At 46.3% G+C, this 24,941-nt stretch carries 25 protein-coding genes, 1 tRNA gene and 1 other RNA gene; 19 read left to right on the top strand and 8 right to left on the bottom strand.

Features of this window, described 5'->3' with window-relative positions; genetic code table 11:
* On the bottom strand, nt 1-1,026 hold the full coding sequence (locus GXP22_02805; protein ID NOX08416.1) for a hypothetical protein: 1,026 nt from the start codon (nt 1,024-1,026) through the stop codon (nt 1-3).
* A 128-nt stretch (nt 1,027-1,154) separates the two neighbouring features.
* On the opposite strand from GXP22_02805, the gene GXP22_02810 reads away from it, so the two are divergent.
* Nucleotides 1,155-2,105, top strand: coding sequence for a diguanylate cyclase (locus GXP22_02810; protein ID NOX08417.1), 951 nt, complete (start codon nt 1,155-1,157; stop codon nt 2,103-2,105).
* A 173-nt stretch (nt 2,106-2,278) separates the two neighbouring features.
* Here GXP22_02810 and GXP22_02815 read toward each other — a convergent pair.
* Nucleotides 2,279-2,366: transfer RNA gene (locus tag GXP22_02815), tRNA-Ser, on the bottom strand.
* A gap of 241 nt (nt 2,367-2,607) precedes the next feature.
* Between GXP22_02815 and GXP22_02820 the strand changes: the two genes are divergently transcribed.
* The 10 genes from GXP22_02820 to GXP22_02865 all read left to right on the top strand — a co-directional run bounded on the left by GXP22_02820 (nt 2,608) and on the right by GXP22_02865 (nt 10,099).
* Entirely contained in the window at nt 2,608-3,186 is a 579-nt protein-coding gene (locus tag GXP22_02820) for a response regulator (protein ID NOX08418.1), read from the top strand.
* 20 nt (nt 3,187-3,206) lie between these two features.
* A complete protein-coding gene (locus tag GXP22_02825) occupies nt 3,207-4,448 on the top strand; it encodes a hypothetical protein (protein NOX08419.1) in 1,242 nt (413 codons plus the stop codon).
* Nucleotides 4,448-4,816: a response regulator gene (locus tag GXP22_02830; protein NOX08420.1), complete on the top strand. Its 369-nt coding sequence runs from the start codon at nt 4,448-4,450 to the stop codon at nt 4,814-4,816. Before GXP22_02825 ends, GXP22_02830 begins: the two co-directional genes overlap by 1 nt.
* An 8-nt stretch (nt 4,817-4,824) precedes the next feature.
* Nucleotides 4,825-6,363 carry a PAS domain S-box protein gene (locus GXP22_02835; GenBank protein ID NOX08421.1) on the top strand — a complete coding sequence of 513 codons (1,539 nt, stop codon included), beginning with the start codon at nt 4,825-4,827 and terminating at the stop codon, nt 6,361-6,363.
* 65 nt (nt 6,364-6,428) lie between these two features.
* Nucleotides 6,429-6,525: signal recognition particle sRNA small type (ffs, locus tag GXP22_02840), an RNA gene on the top strand.
* Nucleotides 6,526-6,566: 41 nt separating this feature from the next.
* Nucleotides 6,567-8,186, top strand: coding sequence for a DNA polymerase III subunit gamma/tau (gene dnaX / locus GXP22_02845; GenBank protein NOX08422.1), 1,620 nt, complete (start codon nt 6,567-6,569; stop codon nt 8,184-8,186).
* Between the two features lie 180 nt (nt 8,187-8,366).
* On the top strand, nt 8,367-8,690 hold the full coding sequence (locus GXP22_02850) for a YbaB/EbfC family nucleoid-associated protein (GenBank protein NOX08423.1): 324 nt from the start codon (nt 8,367-8,369) through the stop codon (nt 8,688-8,690).
* Nucleotides 8,691-8,705: 15 nt separating this feature from the next.
* Nucleotides 8,706-9,302, top strand: coding sequence for a recombination protein RecR (gene recR / locus GXP22_02855; GenBank protein NOX08424.1), 597 nt, complete (start codon nt 8,706-8,708; stop codon nt 9,300-9,302).
* Between the two features lie 3 nt (nt 9,303-9,305).
* Nucleotides 9,306-9,632 (top strand): hypothetical protein, encoded by a 327-nt coding sequence (locus GXP22_02860; protein NOX08425.1) that lies wholly within the window; start codon nt 9,306-9,308, stop codon nt 9,630-9,632.
* 122 nt (nt 9,633-9,754) lie between these two features.
* Complete coding sequence (locus GXP22_02865; GenBank protein NOX08426.1) at nt 9,755-10,099, top strand: histidine triad nucleotide-binding protein; 345 nt, start codon at nt 9,755-9,757, stop codon at nt 10,097-10,099.
* A gap of 39 nt (nt 10,100-10,138) precedes the next feature.
* On the opposite strand, the gene rsgA is transcribed toward GXP22_02865, so the two are convergent.
* Together rsgA and GXP22_02875 are read right to left on the bottom strand one after the other, a co-directional pair.
* Nucleotides 10,139-11,041, bottom strand: coding sequence for a small ribosomal subunit biogenesis GTPase RsgA (gene rsgA / locus GXP22_02870; protein NOX08427.1), 903 nt, complete (start codon nt 11,039-11,041; stop codon nt 10,139-10,141).
* Nucleotides 11,038-12,288, bottom strand: coding sequence for a M48 family metallopeptidase (locus tag GXP22_02875; GenBank protein NOX08428.1), 1,251 nt, complete (start codon nt 12,286-12,288; stop codon nt 11,038-11,040). The genes rsgA and GXP22_02875 overlap by 4 nt, the downstream gene beginning before the upstream one ends.
* Nucleotides 12,289-12,370: 82 nt before the next feature.
* Here GXP22_02875 and orn point away from each other — a divergent pair, with 82 nt between their 5' ends.
* The gene (gene orn / locus GXP22_02880; protein ID NOX08429.1) at nt 12,371-12,916 is read left to right on the top strand and encodes an oligoribonuclease; all 546 of its coding nucleotides are present in this window, start codon (nt 12,371-12,373) and stop codon (nt 12,914-12,916) included.
* Between the two features lie 98 nt (nt 12,917-13,014).
* Here the strand turns inward: orn and GXP22_02885 are convergent, their stop codons facing one another.
* Complete coding sequence (locus GXP22_02885; GenBank protein ID NOX08430.1) at nt 13,015-13,839, bottom strand: sulfurtransferase; 825 nt, start codon at nt 13,837-13,839, stop codon at nt 13,015-13,017.
* A 31-nt stretch (nt 13,840-13,870) separates the two neighbouring features.
* The gene (gene ppsA / locus GXP22_02890) at nt 13,871-16,234 is read right to left on the bottom strand and encodes a phosphoenolpyruvate synthase (GenBank protein ID NOX08431.1); all 2,364 of its coding nucleotides are present in this window, start codon (nt 16,232-16,234) and stop codon (nt 13,871-13,873) included.
* A gap of 54 nt (nt 16,235-16,288) precedes the next feature.
* On the opposite strand from ppsA, the gene ppsR reads away from it, so the two are divergent.
* The 7 genes from ppsR to GXP22_02925 all read left to right on the top strand — a co-directional run bounded on the left by ppsR (nt 16,289) and on the right by GXP22_02925 (nt 23,374).
* Nucleotides 16,289-17,098, top strand: coding sequence for a pyruvate, phosphate dikinase/phosphoenolpyruvate synthase regulator (gene ppsR, locus GXP22_02895; GenBank protein ID NOX08432.1), 810 nt, complete (start codon nt 16,289-16,291; stop codon nt 17,096-17,098).
* A gap of 37 nt (nt 17,099-17,135) precedes the next feature.
* Complete coding sequence (locus GXP22_02900) at nt 17,136-17,540, top strand: DUF1249 domain-containing protein (protein ID NOX08433.1); 405 nt, start codon at nt 17,136-17,138, stop codon at nt 17,538-17,540.
* 117 nt (nt 17,541-17,657) lie between these two features.
* On the top strand, nt 17,658-17,807 hold the full coding sequence (locus tag GXP22_02905) for a hypothetical protein (protein ID NOX08434.1): 150 nt from the start codon (nt 17,658-17,660) through the stop codon (nt 17,805-17,807).
* Between the two features lie 124 nt (nt 17,808-17,931).
* Nucleotides 17,932-18,636 carry a tRNA (N6-threonylcarbamoyladenosine(37)-N6)-methyltransferase TrmO gene (tsaA, locus tag GXP22_02910; GenBank protein NOX08435.1) on the top strand — a complete coding sequence of 235 codons (705 nt, stop codon included), beginning with the start codon at nt 17,932-17,934 and terminating at the stop codon, nt 18,634-18,636.
* A gap of 4 nt (nt 18,637-18,640) precedes the next feature.
* Nucleotides 18,641-20,533 (top strand): ATP-binding cassette domain-containing protein, encoded by a 1,893-nt coding sequence (locus GXP22_02915; protein NOX08436.1) that lies wholly within the window; start codon nt 18,641-18,643, stop codon nt 20,531-20,533.
* A 92-nt stretch (nt 20,534-20,625) separates the two neighbouring features.
* On the top strand, nt 20,626-20,997 hold the full coding sequence (locus tag GXP22_02920; protein ID NOX08437.1) for a hypothetical protein: 372 nt from the start codon (nt 20,626-20,628) through the stop codon (nt 20,995-20,997).
* 7 nt (nt 20,998-21,004) lie between these two features.
* Nucleotides 21,005-23,374 carry an EAL domain-containing protein gene (locus tag GXP22_02925; GenBank protein NOX08438.1) on the top strand — a complete coding sequence of 790 codons (2,370 nt, stop codon included), beginning with the start codon at nt 21,005-21,007 and terminating at the stop codon, nt 23,372-23,374.
* Here the strand turns inward: GXP22_02925 and GXP22_02930 are convergent.
* Nucleotides 23,367-24,065, bottom strand: a complete 699-nt coding sequence (locus tag GXP22_02930; protein ID NOX08439.1) for a hypothetical protein — start codon at nt 24,063-24,065, stop codon at nt 23,367-23,369. The two genes, GXP22_02925 and GXP22_02930, sit on opposite strands and share 8 nt — an antisense overlap.
* 2 nt (nt 24,066-24,067) lie before the next feature.
* A complete protein-coding gene (locus GXP22_02935; protein ID NOX08440.1) occupies nt 24,068-24,721 on the bottom strand; it encodes a hypothetical protein in 654 nt (217 codons plus the stop codon).
* Between the last annotated feature and the right edge of the window lie 220 nt (nt 24,722-24,941).

A 24,941-nucleotide genomic window follows, 5' to 3' on the forward strand; every position in this document is an offset into this window, starting at 1 on the left:
CTATACCCGACCTAATGCCTCTCTGATTTTCTCATCATCAAGCATTTCAAAGTCCTGCCGGTTAAAAGTAACAAAGTTCCCACTTAACTCATACCATGACAGACCACTGGTCCAGACGGGTTGCGGGTAATCACCCTGCATCTTACGCGCCATAATGTAGATTGATCCATGCTGATAAATCAGGTTGTGCGCCTGGTTGTTATCCTGTAATTGTTGAATGACACGCCATGCCTGTTCGGCAGAATCAATGCGCTGGCAATCACAGGGATATTCCTCATTACCCCCATTATGTTGCCAGCGTGAATGCGTGACAGGCAGGTCACGTTCGCTGGTAAATAAATGGAAATGAAGATGATTGATCGAGGCCAATGCACCCAGTGAGTTAAAGGCGAGACCGGTGCCAGGGATATCCTGGTTGATCTGCTGGCTGATTTGCCAAGCGTAATGATGGTAGTCCTCAGTGAGTTGTTGTGGCAGGCATTGTTCGCGTTCTGGCAGCAACAATAAGTGGTAATCGATAAAGGGAAACTTGTTGTAGTACAGAGTGATATCCTTGTTGGCGAGTTGTCCTGTCCAGAACGCCTCTTTTTGTAAAAAAGTTTTGTTAAAGTGAAAGGCATCCGGGTTAAAGGGCTGGTGAATCTGCTGTATCCGTTGTTGGCTACTGCGTGCCGGGCGCAGGGCACGTAGAGGGTTGAATTGAATGTTCCATTGTGCTGGTTGTCGCCATTCAGTGACTTGCAGGTCAGGGAATTTGATGCAGACCATTTTTAGAAAGACGATCAGATCATCGTCCGCTACATCAACAGGTTTGCCTTCTTTCAAGGCAAGGCATAAATCCTCCTGATAATGATTAAAGGCCTGTTGCAAGCGGGGGCGCATTTCCGCGAAGATAAGTGGGTCAAAGCTGGCATTGGCACAGGCAAGGATGTAGGTGCCTAGTCCTGGAATATCAAGAATTCGATTAAGACCGGATAAAAAGTCCTGTTTATAGCTCTGAGCGGATGTGTAAAAATTTGTTGGCATGATGTGGTTACTATGTTGATACGGATATGGGGTATTGTGCCAGATTATATCCTTGCGGAATATGGTGGATATATGAAGGTAACAAGTTATACTTTGAGCATGTATTGTGCCTGGAGGAAATGGAATCAATGTCTTGTATGAAAATCCTGTTGGTTGATGATGCCATGACGGATCGTTTCGTTATGACAACTTATCTGGAGAAGATGGGGCATGATGTGCTCACCTGTAGTAACGGACAGGAGGCAGTAGCGGTTTATCAAAGTGAAGAGCTTGATCTGGTCTTTATGGATGTCATGATGCCGGTTATGGATGGTTATGAGGCAGCAAGAACGATTCGTGATTGTTCAGATGATTGGATTCCGATTATCTTTTTAAGTGGTCGGGCAGAGCCGGATGATATTGCCAAGGGTATTGATGCGGGCGGCGATGACTATCTATTCAAGCCGATCAGTTATGTCGTACTGGAGGCGAAAATCAAGGCGATGCAACGGATAGCAACGATGCGTCATAACCTGTTGCAGGTGTCCGGTGAACTGGAAAAAGCGAATAAGGCGTTGCAGCATCTGGCAAATATTGATGGCTTGACGGGGCTGTCTAATCGTCGGCACATGGATGACTTTTTGCAGTTCGAGATTGCCCGGGGGCTCCGTTATCAACAACCGTTGACTGTGATCCTGGCGGATGTTGATTATTTCAAGCGTTATAACGATCACTATGGACATCTTGCCGGTGATGATTGCCTGAAAGATATTGCTTCAGCACTGACTTCAGTGTGTCAGCGTGATACGGATATGGTTGCGCGTTATGGTGGTGAAGAGTTTGTTGTTATTTTATCCAATACCCCTCTTGAGCAAGGGCGCTTATTGGCAGAGCGTTTACGCCAGGAGATTATTAATCGTGATATACCCTATGTCGACCATGATGGCTCTGATGTGTGTACCTTGAGTCTAGGGGTTTATAGTGCGCTGCCTGATGCCACAATGAATGCGGAGATGTTTCTACAGCAGGCTGATTTTTCCTTGTATAAGGCAAAAAAGGGTGGGCGTAACCAGGTCGTGGTTAGTTCAATTAATAAATAAAACAAGCCCCGAAAAACGGGGTGTTTTTATTGATATGGCGGAGAAGGAGGGATTATTCGGCTACGCCTCACCCCTGCGGGGCCGATCCGCTTCGCTACCCGTTCTGCGCGCCCTGCTGGGCGCTGGTCAAACCCTTTTATAGAACGGGTTCGACCCCCTCTTTTTATTGAATATGGTGGAGAAGGAGGGATTCGAACCCTCGATACGTTGCCGTATACACACTTTCCAGGCGTGCGCCTTCGGCCGCTCGGCCACCTCTCCATGCCCTGAATACGCTACCGCGTAGATTACTCAGGTGGCGCGTATTATATAGGGGTCATCTATATTTATCCAGACTGTATCGATAAAACGAAAAATCAGTATTTATGCCGTCTTTTGCGTTTTTTGTGATTTTATTTTGCATTTTTAATGAAAAAAACTTGCAGAAACGCAAATAAGTTCTATCCTGATACTTGAATGTGCGATTTAATTTAGTCAGTCAGTTAATTGGAAGAGGGTATCTATGGAAATTAAATCTTATTTAACGCCGGGGCAAGTGGCTCAATTATTGATGGTGTCTCCTGCTGCGGTGCGTCGTTGGGCCTCGGAAGGTGATCTGAACTCAATGACTACTCCGGGTGGGCATCGTCGTTTTTTCATGGAAGAGGTTGAGCGCTTTGCGGCTATGCGCAATATGGCATTACATCAATCGGGTAAGAAAAAAATACGGGTATTGATTATTGATGATGATATTCAGTTCTCGGGTTATCTCAACGCCTTGTTATCGGGTTTCTCTAAGTATGTACAAGTCAGGGTTGCTAATGATGGTTTTCATGCGGGGTTTAAGGTCTGTGAATTCACCCCGGATATTGTTTTACTCGATCTTATGATGCCGGGGATGGATGGTTTTGAGGTTTGTCGTTTACTGAAGGCGACAAAAGATACAGCCAATATTCGTATTATTGCCATTAGTGGTTATTTCTCAAAGAAAAGTGCAGAGGATATTGTTGCTATGGGTGCAGAAGCCTGTCTGGAAAAACCTCTGGATAAAGGTAAGCTTCTGGATTTGTTGGGTTTACAGCAGTCGTCGTTAGCCATGTAATTTTATTAAAGGTGATTCTTTTGTTTACGGAATATAAAGATCGGTTTGGAGTGCATCTGGGCGCTGTATCAGGCCTTGTGATGTCGGGTTTTGTTGTATTGGGTATTAACCTGATACTGCTTGTTTGGGAACAAGCGCCTGTGTTTTATGGATCCTTGTTGGTGTTGGGTATGTTGTTGTGGGCAATGGCTAGCGGGTTATTGTATAAGGGATTATCTGAAAACCTGGTGAGATTGCAACGGGATGAAAAAGTTGATGAATCTCTGGCGAATGAATATGAGCAATTAATATCATTAGCGGATACTGAGGAAAGGCAACAGTTTGCACAGATGGGTGATGAGCTGGATCGGGTTCGTTCTATACAGGCGGATGCTATTGCGGGTATTACCGGTAGTTTTTTGGGGCTGGATGCACAGTCAAAAGAACAGACAGATATGGTGATGCGGTTGATTGACTTGTTGACGGGGAAAAATTCAGATGATGGCAAAGGCTTTAAGGAGGAAGTGACTGAAATCATGTCGATTTTCGTTGATAGTATACAAAAAATGAGTGATGGCTCAATGCGATTAGTGAGTGATATTCATACTATGAATGGAAATATTGAGGCTATTGAAAGACTCCTGAGTGAGATCGATGGTATTAGTTCTCAGACTAATCTGTTGGCATTGAATGCCTCCATCGAGGCAGCCCGTGCCGGTGAGGCTGGACGGGGTTTTGCCGTCGTCGCTGATGAAATTAGAACGCTTTCTCAGCGCAGTGATCAGTTTAGTGCCGAGGTCAGGAGCAATCACCAGGAGATCGAGCATACGATGCAGGCAGTGAAGACGGTGGTAGGAAGTATTGCCTCGAATGATCTGACCTTGACCATGAAATCCAGAAATCGAATGGATGAAATCATGCTTGAGATGGAGCAGGAAAGCCTCAGTGTTAGCGAAGAATTGCAGCAGGTGTCTACAATATCCGAGGCCATTAGTCATGATGTTGGTATGGCATTACAGTCAATGCAGTTTGAGGATATAAGCAATCAGCTTATTGGGCACTTACAAAAAAGAGTGGATACCCTGTGTAGTTTTTCCGGTGCTCATGCCTTGTTAAGAGATGAGGTTGGTGTGGTAAGAAGTAAGAATGCCAGCCTTGATTTGAATGATTATCTGGAGCGGTTGCGTGCAGCTATGCAGGTGGCTCACGGCTTCTCCGATAAGACAGCGCATAATCCTGTGCATCAGACGGGTATGGATAACGGTGAGGTTGAATTGTTTTGATGAAAACAATATTGATTGTTGATGACGAGCCCTCAGTACGAAAAATGCTACAGAGGATGTTGGCAACGGCGACCCATAAGGTGCTGGAAGCCGGAAACGGTATTGAGGCGGAGGCACTTATTGTAAGTAATGAAGTGGATCTGCTGATTACCGATATTGTCATGCCAGAGAAACATGGTATTGATCTGATTATGACGCTTAAGGAAAAATTACCGGAGCTACCGATTATCGCAATATCAGGTGGTGGCGGTGTGACAGGACGTTTTGATTATTTAGAAGTTGCTGCCCTGGTCGGGGCAAGAAATGTTTTGAGAAAACCCTTTCAGGCTGATGAGCTGCGTCAACTGGTTGATGAGATTATTACTTAGGTGCTGATATGAGTTTAGTGAATGATTTTTTATTAAAAAACCCGGCATTGATGTCTTCTTCTCTGGAGGCGACACCGGAAGGTATTGTTATTACTGACAGGCTTGGGGTTATTTTATGGGTTAATCCTGCCTATGAAAAGATGACCGGTTATGAGCTGGCTGAGGTCGAAGGGAAAACACCTCGTGTTTTGAAGTCAGGCAAGCAGGATGTAGGTTTTTATAAAAATCTTTGGGATACGATTATTAAGGGAGATATCTGGAGTGGAAATCTCTGGAACAAGAGAAAGGATGGTTCAATTTATATAGAAGAACAGACCATCACACCGGTTTCTGCTGGTGATGGTGAAATTACTCATTATATTGCAATCAAGCGTGATATTACGCAGCAACATGAGTTGCAGAAACATTTTCAGCGTGCGCAAAAGATCGAGGCCATTGGTCAGTTAACCGGTAGTATTGCGCATAATTTTAACAATAAACTGGCGACAATACTGGGCTATGCCGAACTCGGTAAGGAATGGTGTGAACAGTCGGGTAATAGTGAGCTTAAAGATTATCTGGATGAGATCTATATGGCAGGCTCTGCTGCCAGTGATCTGGTTAAGCAGATGGTGGCGTTTAGTCAGAATAGTGCGGAAAGTCACCAATTGGTTCAGTTGCCTGCAATCATCAAGGAGTCATTGAAGGTATTAACATCCGTATTACCATCATCGGTGCGTATTCAGTTGGATATGCCGGATAATACCAAACAGGTTCGTGTTGATCCGGTGCATATTCATCAGATGCTAATTATTTTAATAACCAATGCCTGTGATGCGATGAATGAGAAAGGTCATATTGAACTGGGAGTTCGATTGTATACGGCAGAGGATGCCTTTTGTGCCTCCTGTGAAAGTCGTATTGTGGGTGATTTTGTCGAGCTGTATGTGCGGGATACCGGGAAGGGTATAACTCAGTATGATAGGCAACGTATCTTTATGCCTTTTTATACAACCGATGAAATGTCGGGTAAGACAGGTATGGGTCTGTCGGCATTGCATGGCGTTCTGCATGAGCAGGGTGGGCATATTATAGTGGAGTCAGTGGCGGGCGAGTATTCATTATTCCGTCTGCTATTTCCGGTAGCGTCGCCTGAGGCAGAAGGCGAAGTGGAAGCTGAGGTCTCTTCGCAGGTGGTTGACCCTATATATCAATCAGAGGCTCGTATCCTGGTGGTGGATGATGAAGTGGCGCTGGCTGAATTTATTGCCGAAGTGCTTGGTCATCATGGTTATCGGGTCCATCTGGAATATGATAGTAAGTCTGCATTGAACCATTTTAGCCATCATATTGATGATTATGACCTGTTGATTGCCGATCAGGATATGCCTTATATGACGGGAATTGAACTGGCTCAGGAGGTGTTGGCATTGCGTGGGAATATCCCTGTGATCCTGATGACAGGTTATAGTGATAAACAATATGAGGGCGTGCAGGGTATCGATAGTGTTTTGTATAAACCTTTTCAATCCAGTGACCTATTGAAAAATATTGATAAACTGGTCTAATTAGATTGTTTTTTGTTGTTTTGATAAGCCTAAAACTGGTAATATTACCCGCTTATGGTAGTCAGTGCTGGTTCTCTCGCAACAATAAACTGTGAACCCGGTCAGACCTGGAAGGGAGCAGCCGCAGCAGTGGATTTGTGTGCCGGGAAGTGGCTGGTACTGATTACCTCCAAATTTTGTCGATCTCTGGGTGATCTTTTATCATGATTTATCAAGTGCTTGCAAGAAAGTGGCGGCCGCATGACTTTTCCGAGATGGTGGGTCAGGAGCATGTCGTCAAGGCCTTGAGTAATGCACTGAATACGGATCGTCTGCATCATGCTTATCTTCTTACCGGTACTCGAGGTGTTGGTAAGACGACCATTGCCAGAATTCTGGCAAAGTCATTAAATTGTGAACAAGGCGTTACCTCGACGCCTTGTGGCCAGTGTTCGGCCTGTAGTGAGATTGATGAGGCGCGATTTGTCGATTTGATTGAGGTGGATGCTGCTTCAAGAACCAAGGTGGAAGATACCCGCGAGCTATTGGAAAATGTGCAATATGCTCCGACACGGGGACGTTACAAGGTGTACCTGATCGATGAGGTGCACATGTTAACCAAGCACAGCTTTAATGCCCTGCTTAAGACCCTGGAAGAGCCCCCGCCACATGTGAAGTTTTTATTGGCGACCACCGACCCTCAACAGTTACCCCCTACGGTTCTTTCGCGCTGCCTGCAATTTCATTTAAAGAGTTTGCCGGTCGCACAGATTCAGACCCATCTGGTTTATATCATGGAGCAAGAGGGTATTGAAGCCGATGCCGAGGCCTTGTATGAGTTGGCGCATGCTGCTAACGGCAGTATGCGTGATGCTCTGAGTTTGTTGGATCAAGCTATTTCCTTTAGTGGTGGCAAGGTGAATACCGCAGATGTGCGCTCAATGTTGGGTACGATTGATCGCAATCATGTGTTTTATCTGTTATCGGCATTGGCTAATAACAATGCCTCGACTCTGCTTCAGCAAACCACAGAGTTAGCGGAGCAGGCACCTGATTATCGAGCCGTTATTAAAGATATGTTATCGGTATTACAGTGGATTGCTACCTTGCAACTGGTTCCGGATGCATTAAATGATGAAGTCAGTGGCAAGGAATATATAGAACAGTTAGCACAGCAGATCTCGCCAGAGGATGTTCAACTTTATTATCAGATTGCCTTGTTGGGACAAAAAGATATTGAGTTAGCACCCGATCCGCGTGGTGGTTTTGATATGTTGATGTTGCGTATGTATGCATTTCGGCCAGGACAGATGCAAGATGGTGACAACGTAAAGCGGGTTATAGCCAAACCTGGTGCAGTGTTAAAGCCCCCGGTGACCTCGGTAGCAAAGCCCTCTGCAGTGCCCTCAGCACAAAAAGATAGCCGCCCGAAATTGACATCCACCGAGTTGACGCAGGATAACTGGATTGGTTTTGTTAAGAATCTACAGATTAGTGGGCTTACCCGTGAACTAGCGGTCAATAGTGTATTTGATCGTCTTGAGGGTCAGTTGATCCACCTGTGTCTGGATGAGGCGCATATTCAGCTGGGTAATCCCCGTGCTGAGGAGCGTTTACAGACGGCACTATGTCAGAGTTTGGGTGATGATACGATAAAATTAATTATTCATACCCATGTGCTGGATCGCGAGACACCGGCAAAGCAACAGTTGCGTAGTGATGATGAACGTTTGTTGGCCGCCAGGGATTCTATTCAACAGGATCCACAGGTTAAGGTTATGCAGGATGTTTTTCAGGCTGAGGTGGTGGAGACATCGGTGCGTTCCTTGTTGCCTGAGGGTTAAATTGAGCTATAGTGTAATGAATCCGGGATAGGGATTACCTGCCTTTATCAGCGATGCGCCGTGAAACCATTCATGGTGGCTCGACACCCGCATCCCTGCGGGTGTCGGTCTCTGATAAAGACAGGTAATCCCTATCCCTAAATTTGTAGTGTAAGTAGGGTTGTAAGAGAGGTGTAGTGTATGAAAGGTGGTATGGGAAATATCATGAAGCAGGCGCAGCAGATGCAGGCTAATTTGCAGAAGGCACAGCAGGAATTAGCGGATATGGAAGTTACCGGGCAGGCGGGTGGTGGCATGGTGAGCGTGTTGATGACCGGTAAGCATGAGGTTCGTCGGGTTAGTATTGATGATGCCCTATTTGGTGATGATAAAGAAATGCTGGAGGATCTGGTGGCGGCAGCGATTAATGATGCCGTACAACGTGTTGCCAGCACTACGGAAGAAAAGATGGCATCGGTTACGGGTGGGATGCAACTTCCCCCGGGTATGAGTCTGCCTTTTTAGGCCTCATAGAACAGCATGTTTCTTCCAGCACAGCTTGAACAATTGATTGAGGCCTTGCGGGTACTCCCGGGAGTTGGACCTAAGTCTGCACAACGCATGGCGTATCATTTGCTGGAGCGTCATCGCGATGAGGGTCGGCGTCTGTCACGGGTTCTGCTGCAGGCGATGGATGAGATTAAAAATTGCCGGGATTGCCGTTCCTTTAGTGACGCGGAATTGTGTCCTTTGTGTGCCTCTAATACGCGTGATCGAAGCATCATCTGCGTGGTTGAATCGCCTGCTGATGTCGCCGCTGTGGAGCAATCCATTGGCTATCAGGGACGCTATTTTGTTCTCATGGGGCATCTTTCGCCATTGGATGGAATTGGCCCGGATGAACTGGGTATGGAAGTGTTGATCCGCCATATGAATGAGGGTGAAGTAAAAGAAATCATCCTGGCGACTAACCCCACCGTAGAAGGTGAGGCGACGGCTCATTTTATTGCTGAGTTGGCGCGGGATAGAGGTATCAAGGCCTCACGTATTGCACATGGTGTTCCGCTGGGTGGTGAGCTGGAATATCTGGATGGGGGAACCTTGAGCCATGCCTTTGCCGGGCGCAGAGAGGTATAGCGGGTGAATATCGGCGGCTCATCACTGGCCCTTTATACCCAGGTTAGTCGTACCCGACTCCCGGTTCCGGTACAAAGATCAAGAGATGCCGACAGGCAACAGGCGCTTGCTGTACCAGTAGCACCTGTGCGGAATAATACCGCCAGCACAGTACAGGGTGAGCTATTACAACGTTCAGTCGGTTCTTATGAAACCACACAGTCCTATCTTGCCGGGCGTGAGCCACAATATTCTAGTTCACCCCGATATATGGTGAGTAGTTATATTACCCAGGCGCGTAGTGATATGGGTGAGGGCGGGAGTGGTCGTTCGATTGATTATTATGTGTGAATTTGGTTCGAGAAAAGAGTCACTCCTATCTCTTGTGGGTTAGTGGAGGGGTGTTAGGGGGATTTTCTGGTTCCCACGCTCCTGCGTGGGAACCTATAGTGTTCCGATATCAGGAGTTTTTTATGTCAGATTGTTTATTTTGCAAGATGGTGAGTGGTGAGATACAGGCGGATGCCTTGTATGAGACTGATGATGTGCTGGCGTTTCGTGATATCTCTCCGCAGGCACCGTTTCATGCGCTGGTTATTCCTAAGCGTCATATAGCAACATTGAATGATGTGGTGCCAGAGGATGCTGTATTAATGGGTGAACTATTTCTGGCTGCCGCGCATATCGCAAAGGAGGCGGACATTGATGCGGCAGGGTATCGTTCTGTGCTGAACTGTAATGCGGGTGCGGGTCAGACGGTGTTTCATCTGCATCTGCATGTGTTGGGTGGGCGCGGCATGACCTGGCCGCCGGGTTGATATATTTCGGGGGCAGACCTAAGGTCTGTCCCCATTCTATTACTCAGTAAAGCCCTCAAGGATATTCCGATAGCTAGCGAGTCGTGCGGGATCAATTTCACCACGATCTGTAGCCGATTGAACAGCACAGTTGGGTTCGTTGACGTGTCGACAATTATGAAAACGGCATTGCCCAAGGTAGGACTTGAATTCCCTGAAGCCATGCATTAATTCTTCGGCCTCCAGTTTCCATAGTCGAAAATCTCTCACCCCGGGTGAATCGATCAGACTGCCGCCTTCGGGCAGATGATACAGAGTGCTACTACTGGTGGTATGTTGACCTAAACCACTGCCCTCAGACAGCGCACCAACACGGATATCCTTATCGGGTAGCAAGGCGTTGGTGAGTGATGACTTGCCAGTACCGGATTGACCAACCAGGATGCTGGTGTTGTTGATCAGGTGTTTTCTGAGATCAGCCAGGCTGTCATTTTGGTGTGCGCTGACGATTAATAGCTCAATACCAATCTGACTGTAGATCTGTAGGCGTTGGCGGTGTTGTGCCAGTTCATCGCTGGACAACATATCGGCCTTGTTGAGCAATAGCAGGCTGTTACAACCAATAAGTTCAGCAGCAACCAGATAACGATCAATCAGTCCTTCACTGAGAACAGGGTAAGGGGCGCAGGTGATGACCACTTGATCAATGTTGGCGACCAGTGGACGGTTGTCGCCACGTAGGTGTTGTCGGCACAGAACGCTACGTCTCTTGTGTATACCAGTGATGACACCATGACTACGATCACCATCGGCCTGCCAGTCAACCTGATCACCGCAGACGATACGTTCCAGTTTTCTGCGACTACTGCATCGATGTAGTTGCCCTTCTTCATCCTCGATAATACTGGTGCGCCCATGCTGGGTGATGACCAGACCAATGCGGGTTTGCGCGGCTACTGTCATGAGGCTCTGGTGATACGGGCAAGGTGTGCTATGCGTACCGGTGCCGGTGGATGAGAATCATGAAAAGCAGAATAAAGCGGGTCAGGTGTCAGGGTGCTCGCATTTTCTTTATAGAGCTTAACCAGGGCAGTAATCAGATGGCGCGAGTCGGTTTGTGTGGCGGCATATTCATCCGCTTCAAATTCGTAACGCCTGGAGAGTAAACTCATTAGCGGATGCAATACTATACTGGTGAGTGGGGCAACCATCATAAACAATAACAATGCGATATATGTTGAGGGCTGGCTAACCCCTAGGCCACTATAAAAGAGCGGTTGTTGCATTAGCCAACCAAGTAGGGCGAGTCCTGATAGACTGATAATGGCCATTGAGACGATCTGTTTTTGTATATGTTTGCGCTTGAAGTGGCCGAGTTCATGAGCCAATACTGCTTCAACCTCTTCACCCTCAAGTGATTCCAGTAGGGTGTCAAAGAATACAATCCTTTTATTTTTACCCAGTCCAGTGAAGTAGGCATTGCCATGTCCCGAACGTGTTGAGCCATCCATGACAAAAATACCATTACTGGTGAATCCACAGCGTTTTAATAGTTTGCTGATACGTTCTTCCAGTTCGGGGTTATCAAGTGGATTAAATTTATTGAATAGCGGTGCAATAAAGGCGGGATAGGCCCACATCATCAATAGACTGAAGCTCATCCATACGCCCCACACATAAAGCCACCAGAGCTCGCCGGAGACCTGCATTAACCATAAAATAAGACTGACCAGGGGAATGCTGATAACCAGGGTTAACGCGGTCTGTTTGAATAGATCGCTAATAAAGGTTGCGGGGGTGGTGCGATTGAAACCAAAGCGCGCCTCCAGTTTGAAGGTGTGGTAGATGGATACTGGGAGATCCAGTAGGGACATCAATAAAAATGCGCTGATGATGACACCAACCCCGGTCATTAGATTGCCTAGGTCGGATTGTGTCCATAGGTTATCCAGCAGATCCAGTCCGCCACCTAAGGTCCATAATACCAGTAACAGGCTACTGTAAAAGAGTTCGATAACACCGGATTTTGACTTGGCAATGGTGTAATCGGCGGCCTTTTGATGTTCATCCAGGGTGATTTGGTCCTGGAAGTCAGTCGGGATCTGACGACGGTGTTTGCCTACATAATTAACATGGCGTTTTTCCAGCCATAGTTGAAGCAAGATAGAGGCCGCTAGTACAAAAAGAAAATAGATGCTGATTTCATTCATTAAAAATAATAACCTTGTAAATCTGTGTTGTTGGCCAGCTTTTGCTAGAATATGACACTATATACGATATTAGGGGTGAATTATGACACAATCTTCCAGTAATTTAATCTGGCTTGATCTGGAAATGACCGGATTGGATACGTTCAATGATGTGATTATCGAGATTGCGACGGTAGTAACGGATGATCAGCTGAATGTATTGGAGGAAGGGCCAGTGTTGGCAATTCATCAGAGCGATGAAATCTTGTCGGCAATGGATGAGTGGAATCAAAAGCAACATGGTGGTTCGGGCTTGATCCAACGCGTTAAAGATAGCACCGTTGATTGTGCTGAGGCAGAGCGTCAAACCATTGCCTTTCTGGGAGAGCATGTAGCCGCCGGAGTATCACCGATGTGTGGTAACAGTATCTGTCAGGATCGACGTTTTATGGCACGTTTGATGCCGGGTCTGGAAGAATATTTTCATTATCGTAATCTGGATGTCAGTTCTATCAAGGAGTTGGCAAGTCGTTGGGCACCGGATGTCACTAATGGTTTCGTTAAAAAAGGTAGTCATCTGGCGATGGATGATATCTATGACTCAATTCGTGAGCTGACCCATTACCGGGAACACTTTTTTAAGATCTAATGGTGTGTGGTACGCACTCTACCGTTATGCGCGCAGTTTGGTAGGGTGCGTATTACGCACCAATAAATTTGTCATCCTCGCGTATGCAGGGATCTATGTTAAATCTCCACCGGAGTTTCGGGGCTATTCCCCCAATCGGACCATGAGCCAGGGTAGCCGCGTACCTTCTCGTAACCCAATGACTTTAATACGATACAACTAAAGGCAGAGCGATGGTGGCTTTGGCAGTAGGCGATGATCTCCTTATCTTTGACCAGTCCATGCTGCTGTAGTGCGGCCTCTATTTGAGCGGTCTCTTTGAGACGCAGGTTATTATTCATATCAATCGCTTCGGTCCACTCGAAATGAATGGCGCCGGGGATGTGTCCTGCTTTTTGGGAAAAGGCCTTTTGACCGTTGTACTCTATCGCGCTTCTGGCATCCAGAATCTGGCAGTCATCATCATTCAGGTGCTCCATAATATATGCCTTGTCGGCGATACCTGATGGTAGATAATGACTGGCTGCATCATAGTGGGTTGCGGTGACCTGCGGGATATCCTGCGTGGTGGGATGACCTTCATTAATCCAGCTATGCATGCCGCCATTCAGTAATGAGAAGTTGCTGTGACCAATAAGATCCAGCGTCCAGAGCAGGCGTGCCGCCTTACCACCGCCTTCGTCATCACAGGCAACAATATGGCTATTTCTATGAATACCCAGCGATGAGAGTAATTGTATGAATGATTCAGCTGTGGGTAATAAGCCCATGATCGGGCGTTCCATGCGTGTGATCTTGCCATAGTCCAGAAAGATGGCACCGGGAATATGTTGTTGTTTGTAGTTGTCTATCTTGCTCAGATCAATAATGATCAGTCCTGCTGTCGACAGCTGGTCTTCCAGTTCGTTGGCATCAAGGATAAGGGGGTGTTGTAATTTGTTCATGGAATGATTGCTTGTATTGATTGGAAGGGGGCTATTTTAACGAATTTTCGTTACTGATGTACAACCAGGTTTCTATTATCGTGTCGGGGTTTAGTGAAATGCTCTCAATACCCTGTTGCATAAGCCAACGGGCAAAGTCGGGGTGATCCGAAGGGCCTTGGCCGCAAATCCCAACATATTTATTACTATGGATACAGGCTTGTATGGCATGAGATAACAGTGCCTTGACGGCATCATTGCGTTCATCAAAGCGTGTCGCTATTAGTGATGAATCACGATCAATACCCAAGGTGAGTTGGGTCAGGTCATTGGAACCGATGGAAAAACCATCGAAGTATTGCAGGAAATCCTCAGCCAGCAGGGCGTTGGCAGGGATCTCGCACATCATAAATATCTGTAGACCATTTTCACCCCGCGTGAGACCGTTTTCATGCAGTAGTTGAATAACCTGTTTGGCCTCATCAACGGTGCGAACAAAGGGCACCATGATACTGATATTATCAAAGCCCATTTCTTCGCGCGCCTTTTTGAGTGCCATACATTCCAGTTCAAAACAGGAGCGGAAGGACTCGGACAGGTAACGCGATGCACCTCGAAAACCCAGCATGGGGTTTTCTTCTTCGGGCTCGTAATGATGGCCACCAACAAGATTGGCATATTCATTGGACTTAAAATCGGACAAGCGCACAATGACGGGTTTGGGCCAGAATGCAGCGGCGAGGGTGCCGATACCTTCTGCCAGCTTTACAATGTAAAAGGTAACGGGGTCGCCATAGCCTGCGCTGCGGCTTGTTATTTCACGCTGTAGTGCTTCAGGAAGTGTTGTGTGTTCCAGTATCGCCCGGGGGTGGATGCCAATCATTTGATTGATAATAAATTCAATGCGTGCGAGGCCAACACCGGCATTGGGTAAAAACTGGAAGTCAAAGGCACGCTCCGGATTGCCGACATTGAGCATCAGTTTGATATCAATATCGGGTAGCTTATCCAGCGCGATATCCTGTATCTCATAATCGAGTAATCCTGCATAAACATAGGCGGAATCACCCTGCGCACATGAGACGGTAATCTCATCGCCATCTTTGATTTTGCTGGTGGCATCAATGCTGCCAACAAGTGCGGGTATGCCTAGTTCACGCGCGACAATAGCGGCATGGCAGGTACGTCCCCCCCGATTAGTGACGATGGCTGCAGCACGTTTCATGATGGGTTCCCAATCAGGATCAGTCATGTCGGTAACCAGAACATCCCCTTTTTTTACCGTATGCATCTGTGAGGGATCCTGGATAACACGGGCAGGGCCACGTCCGATTCGGTTGCCAACACTGCGCCCGGTAACAATTACTGTACCTTCTTCATTTAACCGGTAACGTTGTAGTTTGAGTTTATCATGGTGGCTTTCGACGGTTTCAGGCCGAGCCTGAACAATGTATAAGCGTCCGTTAATACCATCTTTGGCCCACTCGATATCCATTGGTCTGCCATAGTGTTTTTCAATAATGACCCCGTAACGGGCCAGCTCCAGGACATCCTCATCCGACAGGGAGAATAAGTGAGCCTGTTCACTATTCACCGATACCGTTTGGATACCTTTTTCGGCATGGATCATCTTGATGGCTTTATTACCCATGTTACGACGAATAATGGCTTGTTTGCCTTGTTTTAGCATGGGTTTGTGGACATAGAATTCATCGGGATCAACAGCACCTTGCACGATGGTTTCACCCAGGCCATAGGATGATGTGATAAAGACGACACCCTCAAATCCGGATTCTGTGTCCAGGGTGAAAAGTACACCGCTGGTGGCGAGGTCACTGCGTACCATTAATTGTATACCAGCGGATAGTGCAACCTGTTCATGGGGAAACCCCTGGTGCATCCGATAGGAGATAGCGCGGTCATTAAATAATGAGGCATAGACCTGTTTGATAGCACCCAAAATTTGTTGCGTGCCTTGGATATGCAAATAGCTTTCCTGTTGACCGGCAAAGGAGGCATCAGGTAGATCCTCAGCGGTAGCCGATGAGCGCACGGCATAGGATGCCTCTTTCCCGTATTTTTCTACCAGGGTTTCATAGGCATCAATAATGTCTTGTTCCAGTGTGGCTGGAAAAGGGGCTTCTTCAACCCATTGTCTGATCATGCGTCCCGCCTCGGTTAGTGACTGGATGTCATTATGATCGAGTTGTTGCAGTGTGTGATAGATGCGTTCAGATAGATTATCCTGTTGCAGGAAATCCCGATAGGCATCGGCTGTGGTTGCAAAACCATCGGGAACCTCAATGCCAAGATCGGATAGTTCGCCAATCATTTCTCCCAGAGAGGCATTTTTGCCGCCTACCTGTTCGATATCTGTCATGGACAATGAGTTAAAGTGTGCAATGTTATGACTCATGGTTAGTACAATATACGAAATTTGTGTAGTATGAAATATCTTTATGGGGGTTTGATGCAACGCGACGTTTTTTTACTATCGGATCATACCGGTATTACCATTGAGGCAATGGCACGTAGTCTGTTGTCCCAGTTTGATCAGTGTGCGTTTGTATACCACCGTATCCCTTATCTACAACAGGCATCTGAATTACAGACGGTCGTCACACAGGTGAATAGCTTGATTGATGAGGGTGCGGCATCCCCACTGGTTTTTTCAACAATCAGTGATGCCGGGCTACGTCAAACCTTGTCTACCTGCAAGGCATTATCGATCGATCTATTTGATACCTTTATACCGGGTTTGCAGGCTTATCTTGATGTTGTTGCTGAACCCGCGGTGGGGCAATTACACGCCGTTGGTAAGATTGCTGATTATAATCAACGTATGAGGGCACTTGATTTTGCACTCAAGGTTGATGATGGTGAGTCGATGCACTGCTATGTGGATGCTGATATCATCCTGTTGGGTGTGTCGCGTTCAGGAAAGACCCCGGTCAGTCTTTTTATGGCTTTGCATTCGGGCCTGCAGGTGGCTAACTACCCCTTGGTGGATAAGGATCTGGATAGGGAGTGCCTGGTTGATGGCTTGCGTGAATACAAAGCGAAGATTCTGGTCTTGATGATCTCCGCAGAGCGTTTGCATGAAATCAGGGCAGAACGTTTTCCGCATAGTCGATATGCCTCTCTGAAGCAATGTAAAAGGGAGTTGTCTTGTCTTACTGAACTTTGTCGATTGGAACAGTTGCCGATGCTGGATGTGACACATCAGTCGGTAGAAGAAATATCCACACATATTTTACATGGTTTTTATGCGAGCTTGTGAATATCAAACTACCAGAGTACATAATCTTGCCGATTTAATGGCGATTTATGAGGATAATTATATTCGTTTAACGGCGTTGATTAATAATGAAATGCCGTTAGATACCGCTTTTATGCTGCAGGTTGATGGGTTGCTGGATATACATCTGAGGATTATTGAACGCACCCGCTTTACCACGGTTATGCATCTTACCTATCTCTTACAAGAAGAAGATGTGGTGCATGTCTTACCGGATATTAAGCTAAGAATCTATCATGATGCCCGTTTAGCGGAAGTTTTATCCTGTGGCAGACGTCGTGGCAAGACCCCTATTCGCTATGATCGAACGCGTGAGAATTATGATCTGAAGCATATTTGGGAGATGAATCGTTTTTTGCAGAAATGGTTGGCCTATTGTTTTCGGCATGGTTATCAACGGGTGGATTGGTGTAAAGTCCCCTGAACGTCATAAAGGCCTGGTTTTGTGATGGTCTTCACATGGATACGAGAGAATGGTCACGGATTTTTTTTGCTATGATCCCATAATTAGTACCATGAAATTTCATTATGGGGCCGGGGTATGAGACTTAGAACGATACTGTTATTTATTCCGCTTATTTTTATCGCTATTATGCTACCGACAGTCAGCGTGGGTTCGACGCAGGAATATAGCCTTGCTGTATCAATTGCCTTGTATCTGCAACCCTGGGTTATTTCATGTTTTGAATAATTTGTTTTTGATTGGTGCGTGGTACGCACCCTACCTAAATGGGATGGCAATGATATAATAACTTCTCGATTCTATGCTGGAAAATATCTTGAAGTCATATACCCCCCCATTACCCTCAGTATCAATGTCACCTATTGGTATTATTCACTCCTGTTTTAAGGAAAAGTTTGGTATTCCACGGCAGCCGGGACTGGTGCCGGAGGCGCGAGCACAGCTTGAATTGATATCTCCCTATGATCGTGATGAGGCCTTGCGTGAACTGCAAGGCTTTAGTCATATCTGGCTGTTATTTTTATTTCATGCGACGGCACGCTCTGAGTGGAAGGCAACGGTGCGTCCCCCACGTCTGGGTGGTAATCAACGTATCGGTGTCTTTGCCTCCCGTTCGACCTTTCGTCCTAATCCTGTGGGTCTATCGGTTGTGCGACTGGAAGCTATTTATCGTAAGGAAGGCAAGTTGATGTTGGAGTTATCCGGTATTGATCTGATGGATGCGACACCTGTTATAGATATAAAGCCTTATTTGCCTTACGTCGATGCAATACCGGATGCGGTGGGTGGTTACGCAAGAGAAGTACCAGAAGGTGATCGGTTGGTGCAATTTAGCCCTCTGGCAGAACAGATCTGTATGGAGAAGGAGGCTGATGGCCTTGTGAATCTGCGGCAGATGATTGTGTCACTTTTACAATTAGATCCACGACCCGCTTATAATGCTTCGAAAAACAAACCGGAAGTTGATCGGGAATATGGTATGCGCTTGTACGATTTTGACCTGAAGTGGACGGTTAATAATGACATTATTCAGGTAATAGCGTTGGAGTCGGTATAGTTCGATGTTGCAATTTAATGATCTGTCACTAAGAAGAGGCACCCGTTTATTGTTCGAGGGAGCCAATATACAGGTGCACCCTGGGCAAAAAGTGGGCATAGTTGGTGCTAATGGTTGTGGCAAATCCAGCTTATTTGCCATGATTCGACATAAATTACAGCCTGATACGGGTGATGTGCAATTACCCTCTTCCTGGGTGCTGGCTTATGTGGAGCAGGAACAGGCCTTGCAGCAACAGACGGTGCTGGATTGTGTGCTTGATGGTGATGTTGAATTACGTCAGTTACAGGCTGAGATAGCACAAGCGGAGCAAGAGGATGATGGTCATCGCCTAGGTCTGTTACATGCCCGTAATGAAGAGATTGGTGCTTGGCAGGCGCAGAGTCGTGCGGGTCAGTTATTGCATGGCCTGGGTTTCAAGAGTGGTGATGAGCAACGTGATGTTGCCGAGTTCTCCGGTGGTTGGCGTATGCGCCTGTTTCTGGCGCGAGCCTTGATGTGTCGCTCCGATATGTTGTTGCTGGATGAACCTACGAATCATCTTGATCTGGATGCCGTGATCTGGTTGGAGGAGTGGTTAACACGTTATTCAGGAACCTTGTTGCTGATCTCGCATGATCGGGATTTCCTTGATCGTGCGGTGGATAATGTTCTGCATATTGAACATGGGAAGCTGTCTCTGTACTCAGGTAATTACACCAATTTTGAACAGGTGAGGGCACAACGGTTGGCGAATCAGCAGGCGATGTATGTCAAGCAGCAACGAGAGATTGCGCACATGCACTCCTTTGTGGAACGTTTTAAAGCCAAAGCAAGTAAGGCGAAACAGGCTCAGAGTCGGGTTAAAGCACTGGAACGTATGGAAGTGATTGCTGCGGCACATGTTGATTCTCCTTTTCATTTTGTTTTTAAGCCGCCCTTGAAGTCACCCAATCCATTGTTGACTTTATCCTCAGCAGAGGTGGCCTACGCGGATCATCAGATATTTTCGGGGGTGGATTTAACCCTGTCCCCACATGATCGTATTGGTCTGTTGGGGCCTAATGGTGCGGGTAAATCGACCTTAATCAAATTGTTGGCAGGGGTGATTGCTACGGTTGATGGTGAACGGCAAGGAGCCAAAGATCTGCATATTGGTTATTTTGCGCAACATCAGGTGGATCAGTTGCATGCGGATTGGTCACCGCTGGAACATATTGCTGCACTTGATGGCAAGGCGAGGGAACAGGAATTAAGGGGGTTCCTGGGTGGGTTTGGTTTTCTGGATGATCAGGTGAACCATCCTGTCGGGGATTTTTCCGGGGGTGAAAAATCACGTTTGGTATTGGCGATGCTGGTTTATCAGCGTCCCAACTTGTTGTTACTGGATGAGCCGACGAATCACCTTGATATCGAAATGCGTCAGGCACTGGTTATGGCACTACAGAGCTTTGAGGGTGCGATGGTGCTGGTTTCGCATGACCGGCATCTGTTACGTTCAGCCTGTGATCGCTTATTAATGGTGCATAATGGTGACGTGGATACCTTTGCCGAGAGTCTGGATGATTATCCACAATGGTTGCTTCAGCAATCGAAACAGTTACCGCTAGCTACACAGGATGTCTCTAGAAAAGCCGATAATGTTGATCGAAAAAACCGGCGGCGTGAAGAGGCAGAGGCAAGAAAACGAAGCCAGCCCCTGCGTCGTAAGATTGGTTTGCTGGAAGAGCAGCTTGCTTTATCGCAGTTAAGAAAAAGTGAAATTGAACAGGCGCTTGCTGATGCAGCAATATACCAGGCGGAGAATAAGTCTGAATTAAAGGCGTTGTTGTTGGAAAAAGCAGAGATTGATGATCAATGTGAGATTATGGAGATGGAATGGTTGGAATATAGTGAGCAACTAGAGAGGCTTGGTTAGCTCATATAATTTGATGAAATGGGTGCGGTGGTGGATTATCATGGTGCTACTGTGGTGTTGGTAGACTAGGGGGATATAGGATGTCTGAAAGAATGTTTAGAGTTATCATTGGGTTGTGGATTGTTGTGGGCTTATATATCCCCTCTATGGATGTTATTTATGCCTTGGTAGTCGTGCTTCTTTTTGAAGGCTTAACTAATTTTCGGGTTCCGGCGATGATATCCAGGTTGCGTTATGGGGCTGATACGTTGGTTAATGATCCGAATGCTTGTGGAAATTGTTTTTCCTTTGAGGCAGAACGTGCCCTGCGGTTTATTATTGCGGTTTTTATTTTTGCATCCACCTTACCGATAGCTGAGGTTATCTGGTGGTTCCCCTGGTTTATTGGTTTTGCCTTGATGGGTGCGGGTTTGAGTGGTATCTGCCCCATTGTATTGAGCTTGCGCTGGGTTGGTTTTAAGTGAATTCAATATGAATGACACAGAAAGGGAGGGTGAAAAGCATCTTTCCCTGAAGATTACAATTATTGTTTTCTGGGGGTTGGCAGTCATCGGTGTTGTCTTTGCTATCATGTTGCTGGGTAATATCCGTGAAACGATTACCGAGCAACGTACCATGATGGCTAATAACCTGGCCTACCAGTTGCATGTTCGGCTCAATCATAGTGATGAAGAAATTAATCAACAAGAGGCCAATAATTACCTTAATAAGGTCATTGCTGAATATGAAGATATTGTTGAATATGAAGATATTGCTGTGGATTTGTACAAGGAGGGTGTGTTACTGGTATCAGTCGGTAATCTGGCCGATACTGCTGATGCGCAACGTTGGGAGTATGATGTTAACCTGGGTTTTGTGCGTGACCTGGAACAGGATCTGAAAATAAAGGTCTATTTTCCTGATCTGGAAGAAAGTATTCATGCTCGGCGTAGTGAGATGGTGATTGTGCTGGGTTTGATATTGCTCATATCAGGGATGTTACTTAAATGGGTGCTGGATCGTATTTTGACCCGACCACTACAGGCCATGGTGGTAACCGCTAAGCGGATCTCACAAGGTGATACAGATTTATCTTTTGATACATCAACAAAGGATGAATTTGCCTATGTTTCAGGTTTTATTAATGAGGCGCTGAGCAACAGTCAGGTATCCGAGGAAGACTTGCAGTATGCCAAAGATCTGGCGGTTATCACCCTGCACTCCATTGCTGAGGGGGTGGTGACAGTGGATCAGGATGCTCGTGTTATTGATATTAATACCATGGCTCTTGATTTGATGATGTGTAGCAAGGAAGAAAGCCTCGGTAAAAGGATTGATGCCTTGTTACCTGTGATTAATAAGAAAACTCGCAAGAAGGTTATGCATCCCGTGCTTGAATGTTTGTCGCATAACAAGACGGTGGAACTGGAAGTGGGGAGTATTGTAACGCTGGGTGGTGGTGTTGAGGTAATGGCAACAATGTCAGTAGCGCCGGTTCCTGATCCCCTGGGTTTTGTTTATGGTGCAGTCATGGTGTTGCATGATATCAGTGAATCCCTGGCCTTACAGAATGAATTATCCTTTTATGCCTCACATGATTCCCTCACCGGTTTATATAATCGCAGAGAGTTTGATAATGATTTGAAGCGGGCACTGGAAATTGCTAAACGTGATGATGTACAGCATGTCCTGTGTTATATGGATCTGGATCAGTTCAAGGTTGTTAATGATACTTGTGGGCACTCGGCCGGAGATCAATTACTTAAAAATCTGACGGCGCACTTGTTGTCTCGCTTGCGTAAGGCCGATGTGTTGGCGCGATTGGGCGGTGATGAGTTTGGTTTGTTACTGATGTATTGTTCCATGGAACAGGCAGAGGAGGTTGCTGATGGTCTGAGACAGGCAGTCAATGATTTTCAGTTCCTGTGGGAAGGTAAAAAATTCCAGGTGGGTGTCAGTATTGGCTTGGCGCCAGTGAGCACATTATTCGAGACGGTTGCTGATGTATTGTCGGCAGCCGATATGGCCTGTTACAAGGCAAAAGAGGATGGGCGAGACCGTATTTATGTCTATCGTCCTGATGATGCTGCGTTGCATCAACGTAGGGAAGAAATGGGGCTGCTTTCATTTATGCGACGCGCCTCCGAAGAGGATGGTTTTGAATTATTTTTGCAGGCAATTCATGCCACAAGTGATCGCTCTGTGCAGCATTATGAGGTGTTGATTCGCTTACGTGATGAGGCAGGGAATCATGTTTTGCCGGGTACGTTTTTACCTGCTGCGGAACGTTATCAATTAATGATGATGATTGATCGTTGGGTGGTCAGCAATACAATAAAATTGTTACAGAATCATTTTGAAAATGGTTCAGATATATCGGTTGCTATTAATCTTTCCGGGCAGTCAATTGATAATAAGGGTTTCCTGGATTTCGTACTGGATCAATTATCGGTGATAGGTGATCAGGCGCATAAGATCTGTTTTGAAATCACTGAAAGTACGGCAATTAATCATATTGATTCAGCCCTGTTCTTTATTAACCGGATTAAAGAAAAGGGTTGCTCATTTGCGTTGGATGACTTTGGTTCAGGAATGAGTTCGTTTGCTTATCTGAAAAACTTCCCGGTGGATTATTTGAAGATTGATGGTTCCTTTGTGCGTGAGATGGATCAAAGCAAGATCGACCAGGCCATGGTGCGAGCCATTAATGAGGTTGCCAAGGTGATGGGAATGAAGACCATTGCTGAATTTGTTGAGAACGAGGCAACCTATCATTGTCTACAAGAGATAGGCGTTGATTATGCTCAGGGGTATTGGTTGGGTAAGCCATTTCCAGCAAAGGAAATCAAGATTGTTAATTGACCGGCAATTTTTCGCGTAGTGCATCACGATTAAACCACCAGTTATCCTTATGACCAATAATAACATCCAGTATGCTGCTCATACGGGGCAAGAATACAGTAGGATCTTTTAGCTCCAGTTTTTCCATCCAGAATTCAAGTAACTCCTGAGATTCAATATTGCTATGTCGTTTGGCTACCTTGGCTATCATATTGGTGCTAAGGAAACCCAGGTTGTGATATTGCTCATCATCCTTTGCACGCAAGCTAATAATATAATGAGCGGTAACAGCCGCGACAGCAGCACCATCGGAATCGCTGGGTGTGTCTTCAATAATGTAGTTCAACATAATCAACGTTTGCTGTGGGTCAATCGGGTAGCTAATAGCCAGCCAGACACCATGCGCCAATGCCTGAATGGCATGGTCCTCATCGGTTTGATAGAGCAAGTCACAGGCCTCAACGGCATCCTGCCAGGCTTCGTTTTTAATAAAGATATCAAACGCGCTGCGTGCGGCTTCCCAGGTCTCTGTATTACGCTTGAGTCCCAGTAGTGCATTGGCCTTGTCGAGCAGCACTCTTGCACGATCGACAGAGTCGCCATTGTTACTTAATGCCTGTAGGTGTTGCTCTGCCAGTTCGAGTTCTTCTTCAAGATAGATCTGTGAGCTGGCCTCGTCCGAGGATTCAAATGTGGTTTCTGTATCGGTCATCGTTATTGTCTCATTAGGCGGATTTTTTCGATCTTTGCCAGGGTGTCTGCGTAGATTGCTTGGCTGGTATCAATGTTATTTAGGCAGTCTGTTAATTTATTGAACAGGAATTTTTGTTGTTCAGTGGTGAATAGTGGCAGGATCAGGTCAATCTCATGGCTAGATGCCGTTAATAATGTCGGTGCAAGCTCGTTCTCGGCGATCACGCTATCGGTACAAAGTAAATCGGCGATGAGTGGATGTTCCAGTAGCTCGAAGTGTGCCTCACGCGCCTCTTCCTCCATCTCCAATTTTGATTTAGCCAGTGTGTCATTGCCAATACCCGACCAGATACCCTTCATTATGGTATCGATCAGTCGCTTGATCATGCCCTTAATGTCACTTTGATCCCCTGCTAGACCTGCTGATTGTTCATAGATCTTGTCCAGATCCTCTTTCAGCGTTAACAAGATATCAGCATCGACGTTGGCATCGAGTTCGACACTGCGTTGTACCAACTTCCTGAATTTATCCATAAACAGGTTTATTTCCTGTTGATCTTCCTGTTGAGCAAGATGAATGTCTTGCTGATCGATAGGCGGATTGTTGAATAGAGGGTTGTTGTGTTTTCGATGCAGGTGGCGTTCATGTCGCCCCGGTTTATTGCTGAACAACATGTGTTGATCCTGGTTTTATTTGGTAGCAGTGGATTTTAACAGAGTTAATGGGCTAATTCTGCAATAGCCGTTCAAAATCAGAGGGAAATCAGGTTTGTGGGGGATTATACTACTGAGTAGTTGATTGCTTGGTGCGTGGTACGCATATATGGTCTCCTCCCAGTTTGCAAGACATTGTGAACCTTTAACAGTGACAGGATTGCTTCCATATATCCGGCCT

The sequence above is a fragment of the Gammaproteobacteria bacterium genome, from assembly GCA_013151035.1.
In the GTDB taxonomy this organism is placed as follows: Bacteria; Pseudomonadota; Gammaproteobacteria; order JAADJB01; family JAADJB01; genus JAADJB01.